Raw genomic sequence first — 17,912 nt, 5'->3', positions numbered from 1 at the left:
TAATAGCTTGGTTGAAAGTTCATAAAGGTTTGTATTTGTAGTTAAGGTCTATTCTTTTTTGAGATATTTTCATCCAATTCCTCCTAAATCTTGTGTGGAATTTGATAGTGACAAGCTAAATGTCGAATTATCGTGAAAATTCAAAAAACGACTCATATATTACTTTTCAATTCGACTCTCTTCCTTCTCTGACTTTACGACTATAAAACCAAACAACTAAACAAACTACGAATTTAACTCATCGTTAAATCAAACAGTCATGAGTCAAAAGACAAAAATCATTAAAAAAGAAGAGGTTGTTATTCGATTTTCGGGCGACTCCGGAGATGGGATGCAATTAACGGGAACACAGTTTTCCGATACTTCAGCACTATTTGGAAATGATGTTGCAACTTTTCCTGATTATCCGGCAGAAATTCGCGCCCCTCAAGGTACAGTAGGTGGTGTTTCGGGTTTCCAACTGCATTTTGGTCATCAGGAAATTAATACGCCAGGCGATTTTGCAGACGTATTAGTTGCGATGAATCCCGCTGCTTTAAAAGCGAATTTAAAGTGGGTGAAAGCTAGTGGTACAATCATTGTAAATGAGGATAGTTTTACAGATAAAAACCTGGAAAAAGCGGGGTATGATTCTGATCCATTATTAGACGACAAACTTGCCGATTATAATTTGATAAAGGCTAAAGTGACGACTTTAACACGTGAGTGTTTAAAGGATTCGACACTTGACCAGAAGTCAATTCTACGATGTAAGAATATGTTTACATTGGGTATGGTGTATTGGATGTTTGATCGTCCCTTTAAGCATACAGAGGCCTTTATTGATAAGAAATTTAAGAAGTATCCTGAGGTTGTTGATGCCAATAAAAAGGTGTTGCGTGCGGGATATAACTTTGCCAGAACAATTGAAGCTTTGGCCTACAATTTTAGTGTAGCACCAGCCAAGATTCGTAAGGGAACTTACCGCAATATTACGGGTAATAAGGCAACAGCCTGGGGGTTGATGGCGGCTGCAGAAAGAGCTAAGCTTGAGATGTTTTGTGGTTCATACCCAATTACGCCGGCAACTGAAATTCTTCAGGAATTGGCAGCTCGTAAAGATTTAGGTGTTAAAACCTTCCAGGCAGAAGATGAGATTGCAGGTATTTGTACTGCAATTGGAGCCAGTTTTGCAGGTGATTTTGCTGTAACAACGACTTCAGGTCCTGGTTTGGCATTGAAAACCGAAGCTGCCGGTCTAGCTGTTATGACCGAATTACCTCTGGTAATCGTAAATGTTCAGCGTGGGGGACCATCTACAGGTCTTCCGACTAAAACGGAACAATCCGATTTACTTCAGGCCATTCATGGCCGTAGTGGTGAGTGTCCTATGCCTGTAATTGCTGCAAGTACACCTTCTGACTGTTTTCATTATGCGTTTGAGGCAGGTCGAATTGCACTCGAACATATGACTCCGGTAATTCTTTTAACTGATGGATTCATTGCAAATGGCGCTGAACCTTGGAGAATTCCAAGCATGTCTGAATTGCCAGAAATTATAGCCCCTATAGCAAAAGAGGGAGATGATTACCTTCCATATGCTCGTGAAGAGAAGCGATTGAGCCGTAAATGGGCTATTCCGGGAACAAAAGGTTTAGAGCATCGAATTGGTGGTCTTGAAAAGATGGATCGTGACGGTACGGTGTCTTACGTGCCGGAGAATCATCAGGTCATGAGTGATATTCGAAAGAAAAGAGTAGAGCTTGTTGCTAATAATATTCCTGAACTTAAGGTGAAAGGAAACGAAGAAGCCGATGTTCTTGTCGTAGGTTGGGGTGGTACTTTTGGTCATTTAATTACCGCTGTACGAGAGTTACAAAAGGAAGAAAAATCTATTAGTTTGGCTCATTTCAATTACATTTTCCCTCTTCCAAAAAATACGGCTGAAGTATTCAGTCGTTATAAGAAGATTATTGTGTGCGAATTGAATGATGGTCAGTTTGCTGAGTATCTAAGAAGTTCATTTCAGGATATCAAGTTTGAACAGCACAATAAGTTAATGGGATTACCATTTACTGTTCTGGAATTAAAAGAGAGATTTAATCAATTACTGGAGGAGAAATAAGTCATGGCTGATACATTATTAAATACACCTAATTTTAAGAAGCTAAGTGCTAAAGACTTTAGAAGTGATCAGGAGAATCGCTGGTGCCCTGGTTGTGGTGACCACGGAATCTTAAATTCTGTTCAGAAAGCAATGGCAGATATGGATTACAAGAAGGAAGACTATGCCGTTATTTCTGGTATTGGTTGTTCTTCACGTTTCCCATATTATATGAATACGTATGGTTTTCACACCATTCACGGTCGTGCAGCTGCAATTGCATCGGGCGTTAAATGTGCTAACCCAAATTTGGAAGTTATTCAGGTTTCAGGAGATGGCGATGCGCTTGCAATTGGAGGGAATCATTTTATTCATGCAGTACGCAGAAATATCGATATGACTATTCTTCTCTTTAATAATGAGATTTATGGTTTGACAAAAGGGCAATATTCACCAACTTCGAATCAGGGTATGGTGACCAAAACATCGCCCTTTGGAACAATTGAAGAGCCCTTTAAGCCTGCTCAGTTAGCGCTGGGAGCTCAATCTAAGTTTTATGCCCGTTCTATTGATACAAGCATTAAACTGACTTCAGAGGTTGTTAAAGCAGCTTCAGCGCATAAGGGAACATCTATTGTTGAGATTTTGCAAAATTGTGTTATCTATAACGATGGGACGCATTCATTGGTAACTGATAAGGCCACTAAGGGGGATTATCAATTGATCCTGGAACACGGCAAGCCGATGATTTTTGGTATTGAGAAAAACAAAGGTCTTATCTTAGGTGGTAATGGTAAACTTATTGTGGTTACCATCGGAGAAAATGGCATTACTGAGGATGATATTTTGGTTCACGATGCACATACTGAGAATCCACATATGCACTGGTTGCTATCCAGTATGATGGCACCGGAATATCCCGTAGCTCTTGGGGTCATTCGCGATGTTGATTCAACCTCTTATGATGAGAAGATGGTTCAGCAAATTAAAGATGTTCAGGCTGAGGCTTCATTTAAATGTATGGATGATCTGCTTAACAGTGGAGACACTTGGGTTGTTGACTAGTTCAATTTACTGAAATATATAATCCTGTTTGATTTCATATCAGACAGGATTTTTTTGTTTTAATAGGTTCATTTTTTGGAATTTGAAGTCTAAAATTAGAATCATTTTGCTTGTAAAGCCTTATTTATAGCACAATCCTTGTTATCAATTGTTAATTGTTTATTACTTTCATCCGTTAAACACAAACATAGAAGTAAGATGGAAGAAATTGCGATTTCGAAAATTTATAAACGGAAGAAGAACGACAGAGATATATTTCAGGAGTTGATGCCTTTTAAGGTTAAAGAGATTCTTCTTGTTGCAACGTATTACGATGCTTATACCATTGTTAGAGAAGGGCAGTTCTCTGATAAAATTGTTGGGGAATATCTACAGTTGAATTTATATACAGCACCACGATTTACAAGTGTGGCCACCAACGAAGAAGCGCTTCAGGCAATGGATGAGCGTAACTTTGATATTGTTATTCTGATGGCTGGACTCGATAAGGAATCTCCTTTGGAGTTAAGCCAGGAAATTAAAAAGAAGCAGCCTGATCTGCCTGTATTGGTTCTTGTGAATAACAACAGCGATTTGGCTTATTTTGATAAGGCCGCTGATAAAATTAAAAATAATATCGAAAGGGTATTTGTCTGGAATGGATCAACTAAGATCTTCATGGCCATGACAAAATACATTGAGGACAAAATGAACCTTGCCCCTGACTGTAAGATTGGTGATGTGCGTGTGATGCTTTTGGTTGAAGATTCAGTCAAATATTATTCACGATATCTACCTTTGTTGTACACCTCGGTTATGACTCAGACTCAGAAGGTTATTTCTGATGAAGATGATATTGACGAAATGCATAAGATTTTAAAAATGCGGGCTCGTCCTAAGGTCATTCTGGTAAGTAGTTATGAGGATGCTGTTGAGATTGTCGACAAATATCTCGAGAACTTACTTTGTGTGATTTCCGATGTTCGTTTTGCCAGAGACGGTAAGTTAAATGATGATGCTGGTGTGGATTTGATTTCCTACGTGCAGGATAAACATTTGAGAATTCCTTGTGTGATGCAATCGCACGATACCGATAATGCCATGCGAGCCTTTCAGGTAAATGCTGATTTTATCAATAAAAACAGCGATACTTTGGCACTGGATATATTTAACTTTATTCATCTAAAATTAGGCTTTGGCGATTTTGTTTTTAGAAATCAGAGTGGAACACAAGTCGCAATGGCTAAATCGCTTGAAGACTTTGAGGAAAAGTTGAAATACATTCCGGATGAGTCTTTACTTTTTCATTCAAAAAGAAATGGGATTTCAACCTGGTTGATGGCTCGTGGGGAAATTAATATTGCTAAAAAACTTCGCCGTTATCAAATTTCCGACTTTAAAACGGTTCGTGAATTGCGCCAGTTCTGTTTGGACGTGTTTGAAGCATCTCGATTGAAACAACTTCGGGGGCGAATTATCAAGTTCAGACCTAGTTTGGCTAATTCGAATCACTATGTTATTCGCCTTGGTAGAGGTTCGGTTGGAGGAAAAGGTCGTGGATTAGCTTTCTTGAGTAATTTTACTGAAAATATTAGTTTTCAGAAGCTGATCAAAGACATTAATATTACAATTCCACGAACAGCGATTATTGGTGTTGATGAATACGATAATTTTTTAGAGGCCAATAATCTTTTGGATAAAATATATAACGAGAAAAACTACGATGAAATAAAGAAACAGTTTTTGGATGCACAGTTGCCGGAAAAACTTCGAAAAAAATTGCGTCTTTATCTTGAAAAAATGGATATGCCCCTTGCGGTTCGTTCCTCAGGTTTATTCGAAGATTCACTGATGCAGCCATTTGCTGGTGTGTACGCAACTTATTTGTTGCCTAATAATCACGAGGATTTTGAGGTGAGATTTGAACACTTGGTAACGGCTATTAAGCTGGTTTACTCTTCAATTTTCACCCCCGAGGCTAAAGCATATTTTTCTGCAGTTGATTATAAAATCGAAGAAGAAAAGATGGCCGTTATTTTGCAAGAAGTGGTTGGTCAGGAATACAATGGTAAGTTTTATCCTAATATTAGTGGGGTAGCCCAATCCTACAATTATTATCCATTCTCGTATATGAAACCTGAGGATGGTTTTGCCGTGCTTGGATTAGGCTTGGGTAAATATGTGGTTGGAGGAGAGAAAACCCATCGTTTTTGTCCTGAGCACCCAAAATTACAATTGGCATCTATCGAAGATCAGGTGAAGGATTCACAGAATTATTTCTATGCCATAAATATGGAATCTGATCAGTTGAATTTGCTTGAAGATGGTGAGGACGCAGCTACTCATAAATATGATTTGGCAGTCGCTGAAAAGGATGGCAACTTACTGCATTGTGCTTCAGTTTACGACGGACGTAATGATAGGATCGAGCCTGATTTGAACTTGCGAGGTCCTCGCGTTGTCGATTTTGCAAATATCCTGAAATACAGCCAGATGCCATTGGCTCAAACCTTAAGTATTCTTCTGAATATCTTTAAACAAGCCATGGGGGCACCGGTTGAAATTGAATTTGCTGTTGATCTTTCAAAAGGAAAGAATGGCTTACCAACCTTCAATTTGTTACAGATTAAGCCTCTTATTCGTCAGGAGATGAGTGTTGAGATTGATATGTCAAAAGTTGATAAGGATAAGTTAGTTCTCTTGGCTGATAAAGGAATGGGGAATGGTAAAATTGATCATGTTCGTGATGTTATCTTTATGGATGTGAGTAAATTTGACAGAACCAAAACCGAAGAGATGGCTGAGGAAATGGCTTTATTGAATCAAAAAATGAAGGAGCAGGATAGAGAGTATGTCCTTATTGGTCCAGGAAGATGGGGAACCAAAGATCGATTTACAGGAATTCCAGTGCTTTGGTCACAGATTTCGAATGCCAAGGTGATTGTTGAGCAGGGGCTTGAAGATTTTCCTCTGGATGCTTCATTGGGATCGCATTTTTTCCATAACGTCACATCGATGAATGTTGGCTATTTCTCTGTAAAATCAAATTTAGCAACCAGCTTTGTAAATGAAGATATTTTGAATCAACAAGAGCTTGTTGAACATGTTCACTACTTTAAACATGTTCGTTTTGCAAAACCTTTAGAAATTTTGATGGATGGCAAAAAACAGATTTCTGTCATTAGCTTTAAATAGTTTTTACAACTACGTCTAATAAAAAAGAGATCTCGATTAATCGAGATCTCTTTTTGTTTTCTGATCATTAAGATCAGTATTTATTTGGGCTTATGCTTGGTATGAATCGACACCAGCTGTTTCCATTTTACGGTCTACTTTCTTAACTAAACCTTGGATAACCTTACCAGGACCAACTTCAGTGAATGAGCTAGCACCATCAGCAATCATGTTAACCATTGTTTGAGTAAAGCGAACAGGAGCTGTTAATTGTGCCACAAGATTCTTCTTGATCTCTTCAGGATCACTAACAGGCTTGGCGTTTACGTTTTGGTAAACTGGGCAAGTTGGAGTCGAGAAAGTTGTGTTTTTGATTGCTTCTTCAAGCTCAACACGTGCAGGCTCCATCAGTGGAGAATGGAATGCACCACCAACCTTTAGAGGCAAAGCACGCTTAGCACCCGCTTCTTTTAATTTCTCACATGCAATTTCGATACCTTTCATGCTACCAGAAATTACCAATTGACCAGGGCAATTGAAGTTTGCAGGAACAACAATTTCTTCGATTTCAGCACAGATTCTTTCTACAGTATCGTCGTCAAGACCGATGATAGCAGCCATTGTTGAAGGCTCAACTTCGCAAGCTTTTTGCATAGCCATAGCACGTTGAGAAACCAATCTTAATCCATCTTCGAAAGAAAGAGCACCATTGGCGACCAATGCTGAGAATTCACCTAAAGAGTGACCTGCAACCATTTCAGGTTTGAAATCGTCACCTAAAGTTTTAGCTAAAATAACTGAGTGAAGAAAGATAGCAGGCTGTGTAACCTTAGTTTGTCTTAAATCTTCATCGGTACCATTGAACATCAGCTCAGTAATATTGAAACCAAGAATTTCGTTGGCTTTATCAAATAATTCTTTACCTAGCTCAGAGTTTTCGTACAGGTCCTTACCCATACCAACAAATTGGGCTCCTTGCCCAGGGAATACATATGCTTTCATAGCTTTCAATTAGTGATTGATAGTTATCAACCGTTAATTAGTAATTTATATAGTTTTTGCAGAGATCAGTCGAATGAATTCTTCGCGTGTAGCGACTTTTTCGAAAGCTCCGGTAAAATCAGAAGTCGTTGTAATTGCATTTTGTTTTTGAACTCCACGCATCGACATACACATGTGCTGTGCTTCAATAACGACAGCCACACCAAGAGGTTTAAGCGTATCCTGAATACAATCTTTAATTTGAGTTGTTAGTCTTTCCTGCACTTGTAAACGACGTGCAAAGGCATCTACCACACGAGCAATCTTACTTAGTCCGGTAATGGTGCCATCAGGAATGTAAGCAACATGCGCACGACCTACAAAAGGGAGCATATGATGTTCACACATCGAATAAACTTCAATATCCTTAACGATTACCATTTGGCGATAATCTTCTTTAAACATTGCCGATTGTAAAATTTCTTCAGGTTTAACATGGTAACCCTGAGTTAGAAATTGCATCGCTTTAGCGACTCTTAACGGGGTTTTTTCAAGTCCCTCTCGCTCCACATCTTCGCCCAGTAGTTCCAATACTTTTTTGTAGTGAAACATGAGTTCCTCAGTCGTTTCCTGGTTGAATTTTTCTATTTTTGTGAAACCTTTATTTTCTGTTCCGTTAATTGAAAATTCCATCTTATAATTTGTGTTTAAATACAGTCGTTAGATAAAATCAATTGATTCCCTTTTCAATTCGAGGTATCAATTTATAGCTTAAGCTTGCAAATTTAAGTATATTTTTTGTCGATTGAGCAAATTTAGGTCAGCTTTGTTTTTGCTAAGTACTTGCATCTATGGATATTTTAATTGTCAGTCCCACTTTTATCTCCTTACAAAAATTCATTAGTCAACTTCAATTGATTGATAATTATGGGAAAAACTATGCCCGTTTTCAATTGGCTGAAAATGAATTTGATATTTTAATATCGGGCTATGGCGGCAGTATTGTTAGCCATTGGTTGAATAAAGCTATCCAGCGTAAAAACTACGATTTGGTTATTCATATTGGGCGGTCATTTTCTTTAAATGATAAATCTGAGGTTGGGAGCTTAGTGAATGTTATCGATGATTATTTTGGTGATATGGGCTTCTCTATTGATTCCGGCTTTCAATCATTTTTTGATATTGATTTGATTTCGAAGAGTGAGCATCCGTTTAATCATGGAATTCTTGAGAATTCCTCGGATTATTCTGAAATTCTGACCTCATTCCGAAAAGTTAGCGGGATGACGTGCAATACCATTCCTGCCAATCTGTTTCAAATTGGTGAGATTTACATCAAAAATTACCCTGAGGTGATCAGTTCAGATGGAGCTGCTGTTCTGTATGCTTGTTTGGAATCGAATACCGATTTGATTCAACTTTCGTATGTAGCCGGGAAACTCGAAAATGCGACTGACAACCTAAGTATAGATGATCAGGAAATTAATACTATCACCGAAGTCCTGGAAGATTTGTTGGTGAAATTGTATCAGTTTCAATTATTAAAAAGCTAAGTGAAACAATGGCGTTTATTTAAATTTTATCAGGATGGCTTTCTTAAAATAAAAAGCCTGGAACAAGCCTCTCGATAGCATGAAAGATAACATGGCAATCCATAGACCATGATTTAAAAGAATATCTTTCAAGCCGAAATAAACGGGGATGAAAACAAGGAGTGTCGCAGCCATCATGGTTTTTCGCATATACACCGAGGCCGTGGCACCAATATAAATTCCGTCGTAGAGGAATGATGCAAAACTTAAAATAGGAAGTAGAATTAGCCACTTCAGATAGGGACTTGCTGCATGAATGGTTTCTGAGTTATTGGTAAGCATGCTGAGAATCCAGTTCCCACCCAAGGCATAAATGAATGTAAATACAAGACTTATTCCTGTTCCCCAAATAAATAAGTACCGAATAGTCGTAATTAGGTTTTTGCGGTTTTGTGCTCCAACAAACCGGCCTACAAGCGCTTCCGCTGCATAAGCAAAACCATCCATCAGATAAGAGAAGATAAAGAGAAACTGTAACAAAAGAGAATTTACCGCGAGTATGGTTTTATTGCTACTTGCCGATTCTGTAGTGAAAAAAGTAAATACAAAAATGATACAGAGTGTACGAATAAAGATGTCTTTATTTATCAACACAAAGTGTTTCAGTTCAGCTATTTTCAATAGACCTTTATTTGTCCAGTACTTAAATAGTCTTCGGTAGTATTTCCATATAAAATAGGATGCCAAAATAAGGCCACAATATTGGGCAATCACAGTTCCCAGAGCCACACCTCTTGCATCAAGATTCAAGCCATATACAAAAAAAGCGGATAGACTGATGTTGATTATATTACAGATAATGGCTATTGTCATCGGAATTTTGGAGTTCTGCATGCCAATAAACCACCCCGTTAGGGCGTATAAGGAGATGGTTGCAGGAGCTGCCCAAATCCGAATATTATAATAGGAAAGGGCTATGTTTTCAACAGAAGCTTCGGAGTCGATATAATTGAAACTTAATAAGGCGATAGGTTTTTGAAGCAACAATATGAGAATACTTCCGGCAGCAGCAACAAGCAATGCTCTTCCCAGTGAAAGGATACTTTCGTTCAGGTTGCGTGCACCATAAGCCTGAGCTGTAATGCCGCTGGTTCCCATCCGAAGGAAGGCGAAACCCCAGTATAGAAAATTGAAAATTGTTCCACCCAGAGCTATTCCTCCTATAAAATCGACTTCGCCCAAGTGTCCCATCAGGGCCAAATCGACGATTCCCAAAAGAGGAATGGTGATGTTACTAATGATATTAGGAAGTGCGATATCTAATATTTTCTTATTCACTTGTCTGTTTTTCAATATTTAATTGGGCACGAAATTACAGAATTGTCATGAAGAAATAAGTGTTTAGATGCTGAAATTTAGCTTAAGTTTCTTCTAATAAAAAGGATAAAAAAAGTTTGAAGGTTTTGAGTTAAAGAATTTTTTAAATAAAAGACAAATAAGTCTTAAAATATTTGGAAGAGTTTTAATTATAGTATAGATTTGTTATTGAAAACAAGATTAAATAAAGATAGTGTTTTTAATAGTTTAATTTAACGGATTAAAACGGTTATATATGAGTTTTGAATTACCTAAATTACCATATGCATATGATGCTTTAGAGCCACATATTGATGCAAGAACTATGGAGATTCACCATTCAAAGCATCACGCTGGTTATACGAATAATTTAAACGCAGCACTTAACGGTACTGATCTCGATGGAAAATGTATCGGGGAAATTCTTGCGAGTGTCTCAAAGCACACTGCAGCTGTTAGAAATAACGGAGGTGGTTATTATAATCACGATTTGTTTTGGAAATTGATGTCACCTAACGGAGGTGGAAAACCCTCAGGGATATTATTAAAAGCTATAGAAGATAACTTTGGCAGTTTTGAACAGTTTAAAGATGAATTTTCTAAAGCAGCTGCAACACGTTTTGGTTCGGGTTGGGCATGGTTGGTAAAACTATCGGACGGTAGTTTGAAAATTTGCTCTACACCCAATCAGGATAATCCATTGATGGATGATGCAGAAGTAAAAGGAACGCCAATTTTAGCATTGGACGTTTGGGAACATGCTTACTATTTGAAGTTTCAAAATAGAAGGCCCGATTACATTTCAGAATTTTTTGAAGTTGTTAATTGGGAGGAAGCGTTCAAGCGCTTTCAGGATTAGTTTTGTTTATTGTTTTTTTGATTTTGGGATCGACTTTCGGATTTATTCGGAGGTCGATCTTTTTTTTTGCTGATTCGATCTTTTTGGCGAAATTAGAGTGAATCAAATAAACAAAATTATGAAACATGAACTTCCTAAATTACCTTATGCATTAGATGCATTAGAGCCTTTTATCTCCGAACGGACTCTTGAATTTCATTACGGAAAACACCATCAAGCCTATGTGAATAATTTAAATAACTTGATTGAGGGCACTTCATTCGAAGATGCTGATCTCGTTGATATAATTACGAAATCGGATGGAGGCATTTTTAATAATGCGGCTCAAGTTTATAACCACACGTTTTATTTTATGGCTTTTAAACCACGTGGTGGAGGAAAACCTCGAGGTAAATTGTATGATGCTTTAGTTTATACCTTTGGTTCGTTTGAAAATTTTAAAGCCGAGTTTTCAAAGGCGGGGGCAACGCTCTTTGGTTCTGGCTGGGTGTGGTTGGTTGCTGATAAAAAGAATAAACTGCGAATCGTGCAAACAGCCAATGCTGCTAATCCTCTATGCGACGATTTGGTACCAATTATGACTCTTGACGTCTGGGAGCATGCCTATTATTTAGATACTCAAAATGCAAGGCCAAAGTATATTGAAAATTTCTGGGAACTGATTAATTGGGAATTAATAGAAACGCGTTTCGAGAATTTATAATGCTATTTTATATGTTTAAATAGGCTGTTACTTATGTAGCAGCTTTTTTTATTTTAGATTAGTACTTCCTATTATATTTTTTAGTTAATTAGTTCTATCGTAATTTTTAGAGATTGATTTTGTTTTCCAGAATGAGTTTTCATTTTAAATAGCATTACTCTCTTGATGAAAAGTAAGATTATCCTTACCTTAAAAAGAACATGAGTAAATAGATGGACGATTTCATTTTTTGAATGTAATTGTATCATATCTTCATAGGCAAACGTATAATAGATAGAATTCGAATGTTAAAGGAATTAGTATTAAAGAATAGAAGTTATCGTCGTTTTTATCAAAACGAAACAATCAGTAAAGCGCAATTGAGAGAGTGGATTGATTTGGCTCGACTTGGAGCTTCCGGGCGAAATGCACAGAGTTTAAAGTACCTTACCATAGCTGACCCTGACTTGTGTAAGCAGGTGTTTGAAAATTTGGCATGGGCTGGCTATTTGAGCGATTGGGCTGGACCTGTTGAAGGTGAGCAACCTGCAGCTTATGTCATCATGTTGAATGATGAACGCTTGAGTAAAAATTATTTTTGTGATGATGGCATAGCGGTACAAAATTTGCTATTAGGTGCAGTCGAAGACGGTTTTGGGGGCTGTATCTTGAGAGCATTTAAAGAAAAGAATTTGAGAGAATTATTAAATATATCTGAGGATTATTCGATGATTCAGGTGGTTGCTCTTGGAAAACCCAAAGAACAGGTGGTTTTGGATGAAATGAAAGATGATGATATTAAATATTGGAGAGACGAAAAAGGGGTGCATCATGTTCCTAAGCGTCGTCTTGACGATATTGTTATTGATGAATTATAGACTGAAATACGATATATTATGAGAAAATTAATTTGTTGCACAGTTTTGATCCTGGCTTTCTTTTTTTCTAAAGATTCCAAGGCTCAGAGATACAATCTTGATTCGATATTTTTTACCGGAGCCGTCATGGATCAAGCGGATTTGAAAGGTTTACCTTATGCACATTTTAGAGTGAACAAGGAGCGTGGAGGTACGACTAATGAATATGGAAGATTTTCTTTCTGGGTAAACTCCGGGGATACCATTCAATATTCATTTGTTGGTTACCATGGTGTTCAGGTGATTGTGAGTGACACTTTACAACAGGATGATTATTTGTTTGGTGTATTTCTTACTAAAGATACAATCGCGCTTCAGGAAGTTTTGATTTTACCTCGCTTTGGTGATTTCAAAGAAGCTTTCATGAATGCTAAAGTCAATACGCCGGAGTATGTCAGAGCCAAAAATAATGTCAATTCGGCGACCTATGAGGCCTTAACACAAAGGCCGGATAAAATGGATGCCAAAGCCAATACCGATATGCTTATTAAGAATCATGTGAGTGCCATTGAAAACAAAACTATGATTCCTACTGAGATGACAGCTGGGGTGAGTACGACCCGCACTTTACCTGAGTTGAAGAGGCTGAAACGAAAGCGAAAAATGAAAATATCAGATGCAATTGTTACAGATGATGAGGTGAAAATTCTTCAGCAGATGTATCGATATGGTGTAAAAAAGGAATAAAAAAAGCGGTGATTTATCACCGCTTTTTTTGTCTTAACCTCTACTGAAAAGTGCTTTTATTATCAGCATTGCCATTTTAGGATTTTCTTTAAGTCTGCGAGTCGAATAGCCAAACCAATCTTTTCCGAATGGCACATACACTCTCATGGTATGCCCTTCATCAATGATGGATTGTCTTAATTCCGGTGTGACACCATAAAGCATCTGGAACTCATATTTATCCTTAGGGACATTGTATTTTTTGATTAAGTCGTAAGCTGGTTGAATCAAGTTTTTATCATGAGTAGCAATACCAGGATAAATTTCATTCTTAAGCATGAAATCCAAATCCTTAATATAGTTCTCGTTGATTTCTTCATATTTCTTGTATGCTATCTCAGCAGGCTCTACATAAATCCCTTTACACAGTCGGTAGTTAAGCCCTGTTCCGTTTTGCATATCCATCATGTTTTCCAAATCAGGAAGGGTACGCTTTAGATAGGCTTGCACAACAAGTCCAACATTCTTTGGGAATTCTTTTTTCAATCGTCTGAACATTTTAATTTCCTCATCGACACAAGGAGAATCCTCCATATCGATTCGTACGAAATTATTGTATTCAGCGGCTTTAGCAACCACAGTTCTGATGTTTTGATAACAGACTTCAGGATCGATAAGCAAACCGAAGAAAGTCGGTTTTACAGAGTAATTCCCATCAATTTTATTTTTTTCGAAAGCTTCAATAATATTAAGATAGGCATCTTTGTTTTCAGTTGCCTGACTCAAATCTTTAATGAACTCACCTAATAGATCTACTGTAACCTTAATCCCTTGAGCATTTAGTTCCTGTGACGCTTTTATTGCATCTTCGATGGTTTCTCCTGCAATATATCTTTTGGAAAATAACCAAACTAATTTTTTTGGCATGTAAGGCAGGGTTGCTGCTATCATTTTATTAATCATCTCTAGTGGTTTTTATGGGTTAATTTTGGGTTTATTGTTGGCTAAATGTAGACATCATGTAAATTAAAAAGAATGACCTTTATCAGTAAATTTGATCGATTTTGAATTTCATGTTATTTCTTCTATCATTAGAAAATTTTAACTCAGAAATTTTTCCATTATCATTTAAAACTTATATTTGCTAGGCTTTAGTTAAAATGAGGCAGATTCACAGTTTTAATCTGTGTATTGAATAAATTAGTACCTAAAATCAATTAATATACGCTACGATTCGTTTGGGGTGATATTCCCGGACATTTTCCTGATTGGAATTTATTTCTGACAGGGATGGCTATTTAAAATCAAACTAGAAAAACATGAAAAATTTATCCATTGTTCTTAATGCAATTTTAATTGTTGCTGTTGGAATCTTATTCTTTTTACATTTCTCAGGTGGGAATAAAGCTGAAGTTAAAACCATTGCTGGTGAAGGTGCTGTCGTGTATGTAAATACAGATTCATTATTGTCAAGCTACAATTTCTCAGTGGATTTGAATGAAAAATTCCTTAAGAAACAAGAAGATTCTAGAACTGATTTTAATTTTAAAGCTCAAAAATTAGAAAAAGAGGCTGTAGAATTCCAGCGTAAACTTCAAAACAAAGGATTCTTAAACCGTGAGCGCGCAGAGAAGGCACAGAGAGAGTTAATGGAAAAAAAGCAAAATTTAGATCAGCTTGACAGAAAGTTAAGTTCTGAGTTGATGGCAGAGCAAAACGAGAATTCAAAGCGTTTATTTGATAGTGTTACAAACTATTTAGAATTGTATAATGCAAAGCATAAGTACAGTTTAATTATTAGCACTACAAAAGGTGGAACTGTACTTCATTCTGCTAAAGGTTTAGATATTACTAAAGATATTATTGACGGTTTGAATGCCAGATATAAGAAGTAAGATTAAAAAAATATTGAATAAAGGGGCAGAGGCTGATAGCTTTCTGCCCTTTTTTTATCTTTGTGCCTGATAATGATTTTTAAATCCTGTTATCCTGAAGCAATCGCAGTTTAAAACCTACAAAGTTGATTAATGAGTTTCGCAGATAAATACCTAAAAAAACAGCAAGTTTTTCCGGATTATATAAATACTGATGTACCGGAGAATTTAGGGCTCGTTGTTACAATTCCTTGTTTTGATGAACCCGATTTGGTTTCAAGTTTAAAGGCTTTGTGGCTTTGTGATCGTCCAAGTTTTAATGTTGAAGTTATTGTTATTGTCAATTCCGGTGAAGAAGCGTCTGAAGAAGTTTTAAAACAGAATGCAAAAACCATAGCTGATGCTCAGGAGTGGATTTCTCAGCATAAAGATGAAAAACTGCAGTTCTATCTGATCCATCAACCCAATTTGCCAAAAAAATCCGCAGGAGTTGGCCTGGCGCGAAAAATCGCCATGGATGAGGCTGTAAGTCGTTTTAATAAAATTGGTCATTCTCATGGTATTATTACGGGTTATGACGCAGATTCGTCTTGTGATACCAACTATTTTACTGAGATAGAGAAACTATTTAAAAAGTACCCTAAGGCCAATGGGGCTAATCTATTTTATGAACATCCACTTGAGGGGGATGAATTTGATGAACTCATTTATAATTCGATTGCTCAGTACGAATTGTATTTACGCTATTATATGCTGGCTATGCGATTCGCCGGGCATCCACATGCCTTTCATACGGTCGGATCGAGTTTTGCTGTAACGGCAGATGCCTATATCAAACAAGGGGGAATGAATCGCCGACAGGCTGGTGAAGATTTTTATTTTCTTCAAAAGATCATTGCTTTGGGTAAGTTTTATGAAATTAAGCATACTCGGGTCATTCCATCGCCTCGTACATCAGATCGTGTTCCTTTTGGAACTGGAAAGGCGATGTCTACATTTGTAAATGAAGGAATCAGCAACTATAAGAACTACAATTATGCAGCCTTTAAGGATTTAAAAGTATTCTTTGATCGGGTTGATGATTTCTTTGGAGTCGATTATGATACTTTTATCAATAAATTGATCGTTGAATTACCTGGTCCGGTAAGAAGCTATTTGAAGGAGGATAATTTTTTCGAAGCACTTGACGAGATCAATAACAATTGTGCTTCAATAGATACGTTTCGAAAGAAATTTTTTGGTGCTTTCAATGCTTTTAAAGTTCTAAAATACCTGAACAATGTTCATGAACAGTTTATGGAAGAGGAGAGTGTTATTGTGAGTGCCAAATTATTACTCAAGGATTTGGGTATTACGACCAAAGGAGTTTATTCGGCAAAAGAATTACTTGAAATTTACAGAGAATACGAAAAGACGCATTAAACAATATATGAAGCATGGATTTTCATCCATGCTTTTTTGTTTCTGCTCGTTTGTTGAATTCAAATTATTGGAGAACAAAATTGATTGAAGTTGAGTAGGTTACCTGAACAGGGACACCTCTTTGTTTCCCTGGGGAAAAAGGGGGTAAATTTTTAATAACCCTAATCGCCTCCTGGTCGAGTGAAGGATCAACACCCCTAAGAACTTCGACATTTTTCACCCTACCATCGCGTCCTACTACGAACCTTACAAAAACACGTCCTGTAATTCCATTTTCTTGAGCTATTACAGGATACCGAATACTTTTTTGGATGTATTTATTAAGTTCGATATTCCCTTCTGTCATTGTTTTGCAAATATCTGGTCGAAAAATTGGCATTTCTTCAACAACAACAAAAATTGCTGTCTCATCAACATCTTCATCTTCATAAGTGACCTCCTTGGGTTGAGTTTCAATTTCAGTTTCCTGACTAATATCTTCTTCAATAATCTCAATATTAGCCTCTTCTTTTGAGTCATTTTCAACAATGGTGATGACATCCTGAAGTTTGATTTTTACAGGAGGTTTTATTTTTGGAGTTTCGGGTTCTTGTCGGGTGATTGGAACAATTTCTTCCAATTCAGTGAGTTCCTGTGCGGAGTGAATTTCTTCGGTTTCGTGAATTTGAACTCGCCAATTAAATGCAATAAATACCATTAAAAGGGCTAGAGCTAGCCCAATTTCAAAGAATAAGCTTTTTTTATTTTCAAGATCGGCACTCTTTTTCTTTTTAGGTAACATGGCTAGGATTTTTTAAGTTTAATAGAATAATCTCAAATAAATCGCTTCATTTTTAAATGTTGGTCAGTACATAAAGAACGCTTATCTAATTATACGATAAGTTATAAGTTTAGTTGCGGCTAGAGTTTTGCATTTATTGATGATACTGTAAAATACAAAAAAAAGGAATAGCTTTTACTATTCCTTTTCAATTATAATGAAAATATCTTCATCTTTTTTCTTCATAAGATATTGTTCCCGAGCAAATTTCTCTAAATTCTCACGGTTTGTTTTTAGCTCATGAATTCTGTTTTTATCTTTTTTGATCTGGTATAGGTAGTAATCTTTTTCTTTGCTTAGAGCTTCTATCTTACTTTTATATTCTTTGCGTTCCCAAATGGAATGTTGATCGAAAAAGAATATCCAAAAGAAGAAGATCAGGAAACTAATGACAAATTTGTTACTGAAAGTCTTAATTAGAATTGATTTGATTTTCGATTTATCCATATTGAGATTTCGTTCTGTGGTTCGACTGGCTAAAATTAGTGAAAATATTGTTTTG

Annotated in this window: 16 protein-coding genes; 10 read left to right on the top strand and 6 right to left on the bottom strand. The window is 36.8% G+C overall.

What is annotated here, in order from left to right; genetic code table 11:
• Positions 1-259: 259 nt before the first annotated feature.
• From EV201_RS07750 to EV201_RS07740, 3 genes are all read left to right on the top strand, one after another.
• Positions 260-2,104, top strand: coding sequence for a 2-oxoacid:acceptor oxidoreductase subunit alpha (locus tag EV201_RS07750; RefSeq protein ID WP_130307028.1), 1,845 nt, complete (start codon positions 260-262; stop codon positions 2,102-2,104).
• A gap of 3 nt (positions 2,105-2,107) precedes the next feature.
• The gene (locus tag EV201_RS07745; protein WP_130307027.1) at positions 2,108-3,148 is read left to right on the top strand and encodes a 2-oxoacid:ferredoxin oxidoreductase subunit beta; all 1,041 of its coding nucleotides are present in this window, start codon (positions 2,108-2,110) and stop codon (positions 3,146-3,148) included.
• Between the two features lie 198 nt (positions 3,149-3,346).
• On the top strand, positions 3,347-6,322 hold the full coding sequence (locus EV201_RS07740; RefSeq protein ID WP_130307026.1) for a PEP/pyruvate-binding domain-containing protein: 2,976 nt from the start codon (positions 3,347-3,349) through the stop codon (positions 6,320-6,322).
• A gap of 90 nt (positions 6,323-6,412) precedes the next feature.
• On the opposite strand, the gene fabD is transcribed toward EV201_RS07740, so the two are convergent.
• The gene (gene fabD / locus EV201_RS07735; protein WP_130307025.1) at positions 6,413-7,303 is read right to left on the bottom strand and encodes an ACP S-malonyltransferase; all 891 of its coding nucleotides are present in this window, start codon (positions 7,301-7,303) and stop codon (positions 6,413-6,415) included.
• 45 nt (positions 7,304-7,348) lie between these two features.
• A complete protein-coding gene (folE, locus tag EV201_RS07730; RefSeq protein ID WP_129253074.1) occupies positions 7,349-7,975 on the bottom strand; it encodes a GTP cyclohydrolase I FolE in 627 nt (208 codons plus the stop codon).
• A gap of 158 nt (positions 7,976-8,133) precedes the next feature.
• On the opposite strand from folE, the gene EV201_RS07725 reads away from it, so the two are divergent.
• Positions 8,134-8,835, top strand: coding sequence for a nucleoside phosphorylase-I family protein (locus tag EV201_RS07725; protein ID WP_130307024.1), 702 nt, complete (start codon positions 8,134-8,136; stop codon positions 8,833-8,835).
• A gap of 15 nt (positions 8,836-8,850) precedes the next feature.
• Here the strand turns inward: EV201_RS07725 and EV201_RS07720 are convergent, their stop codons facing one another.
• A complete protein-coding gene (locus EV201_RS07720; protein WP_130307023.1) occupies positions 8,851-10,152 on the bottom strand; it encodes an MATE family efflux transporter in 1,302 nt (433 codons plus the stop codon).
• Positions 10,153-10,426: 274 nt separating this feature from the next.
• On the opposite strand from EV201_RS07720, the gene EV201_RS07715 reads away from it, so the two are divergent.
• The 4 genes from EV201_RS07715 (at position 10,427) to EV201_RS07700 (ending at position 13,315) form a co-directional block, all read left to right on the top strand.
• Positions 10,427-11,029 (top strand): superoxide dismutase, encoded by a 603-nt coding sequence (locus EV201_RS07715; RefSeq protein WP_130307022.1) that lies wholly within the window; start codon positions 10,427-10,429, stop codon positions 11,027-11,029.
• A 118-nt stretch (positions 11,030-11,147) separates the two neighbouring features.
• On the top strand, positions 11,148-11,732 hold the full coding sequence (locus tag EV201_RS07710; RefSeq protein ID WP_130307021.1) for a superoxide dismutase: 585 nt from the start codon (positions 11,148-11,150) through the stop codon (positions 11,730-11,732).
• A 284-nt stretch (positions 11,733-12,016) separates the two neighbouring features.
• Positions 12,017-12,589: a nitroreductase family protein gene (locus EV201_RS07705; RefSeq protein ID WP_130307020.1), complete on the top strand. Its 573-nt coding sequence runs from the start codon at positions 12,017-12,019 to the stop codon at positions 12,587-12,589.
• An 18-nt stretch (positions 12,590-12,607) separates the two neighbouring features.
• Positions 12,608-13,315, top strand: coding sequence for a carboxypeptidase-like regulatory domain-containing protein (locus EV201_RS07700; RefSeq protein ID WP_130307019.1), 708 nt, complete (start codon positions 12,608-12,610; stop codon positions 13,313-13,315).
• 33 nt (positions 13,316-13,348) lie between these two features.
• Here the strand turns inward: EV201_RS07700 and EV201_RS07695 are convergent, their stop codons facing one another.
• Positions 13,349-14,257, bottom strand: coding sequence for a proline dehydrogenase family protein (locus EV201_RS07695; RefSeq protein WP_130307018.1), 909 nt, complete (start codon positions 14,255-14,257; stop codon positions 13,349-13,351).
• A gap of 356 nt (positions 14,258-14,613) precedes the next feature.
• Between EV201_RS07695 and EV201_RS07690 the strand changes: the two genes are divergently transcribed.
• Both EV201_RS07690 and EV201_RS07685 read left to right on the top strand, forming a co-directional pair.
• Positions 14,614-15,189, top strand: coding sequence for an OmpH/Skp family outer membrane protein (locus tag EV201_RS07690; RefSeq protein ID WP_130307017.1), 576 nt, complete (start codon positions 14,614-14,616; stop codon positions 15,187-15,189).
• 132 nt (positions 15,190-15,321) lie between these two features.
• A complete protein-coding gene (locus tag EV201_RS07685) occupies positions 15,322-16,590 on the top strand; it encodes a glycosyltransferase family 2 protein (protein WP_130307016.1) in 1,269 nt (422 codons plus the stop codon).
• A gap of 64 nt (positions 16,591-16,654) precedes the next feature.
• On the opposite strand, the gene EV201_RS07680 is transcribed toward EV201_RS07685, so the two are convergent.
• Complete coding sequence (locus EV201_RS07680; protein WP_130307015.1) at positions 16,655-17,371, bottom strand: energy transducer TonB; 717 nt, start codon at positions 17,369-17,371, stop codon at positions 16,655-16,657.
• A 177-nt stretch (positions 17,372-17,548) separates the two neighbouring features.
• Positions 17,549-17,857, bottom strand: coding sequence for an FtsB family cell division protein (locus tag EV201_RS07675; RefSeq protein ID WP_130307014.1), 309 nt, complete (start codon positions 17,855-17,857; stop codon positions 17,549-17,551).
• Positions 17,858-17,912: the final 55 nt, after the last annotated feature.

The organism is Ancylomarina subtilis (assembly GCF_004217115.1).
GTDB lineage: Bacteria > Bacteroidota > Bacteroidia > Bacteroidales > Marinifilaceae > Ancylomarina > Ancylomarina subtilis.
This window is presented reverse-complemented; position numbering and strand designations above follow the sequence as displayed.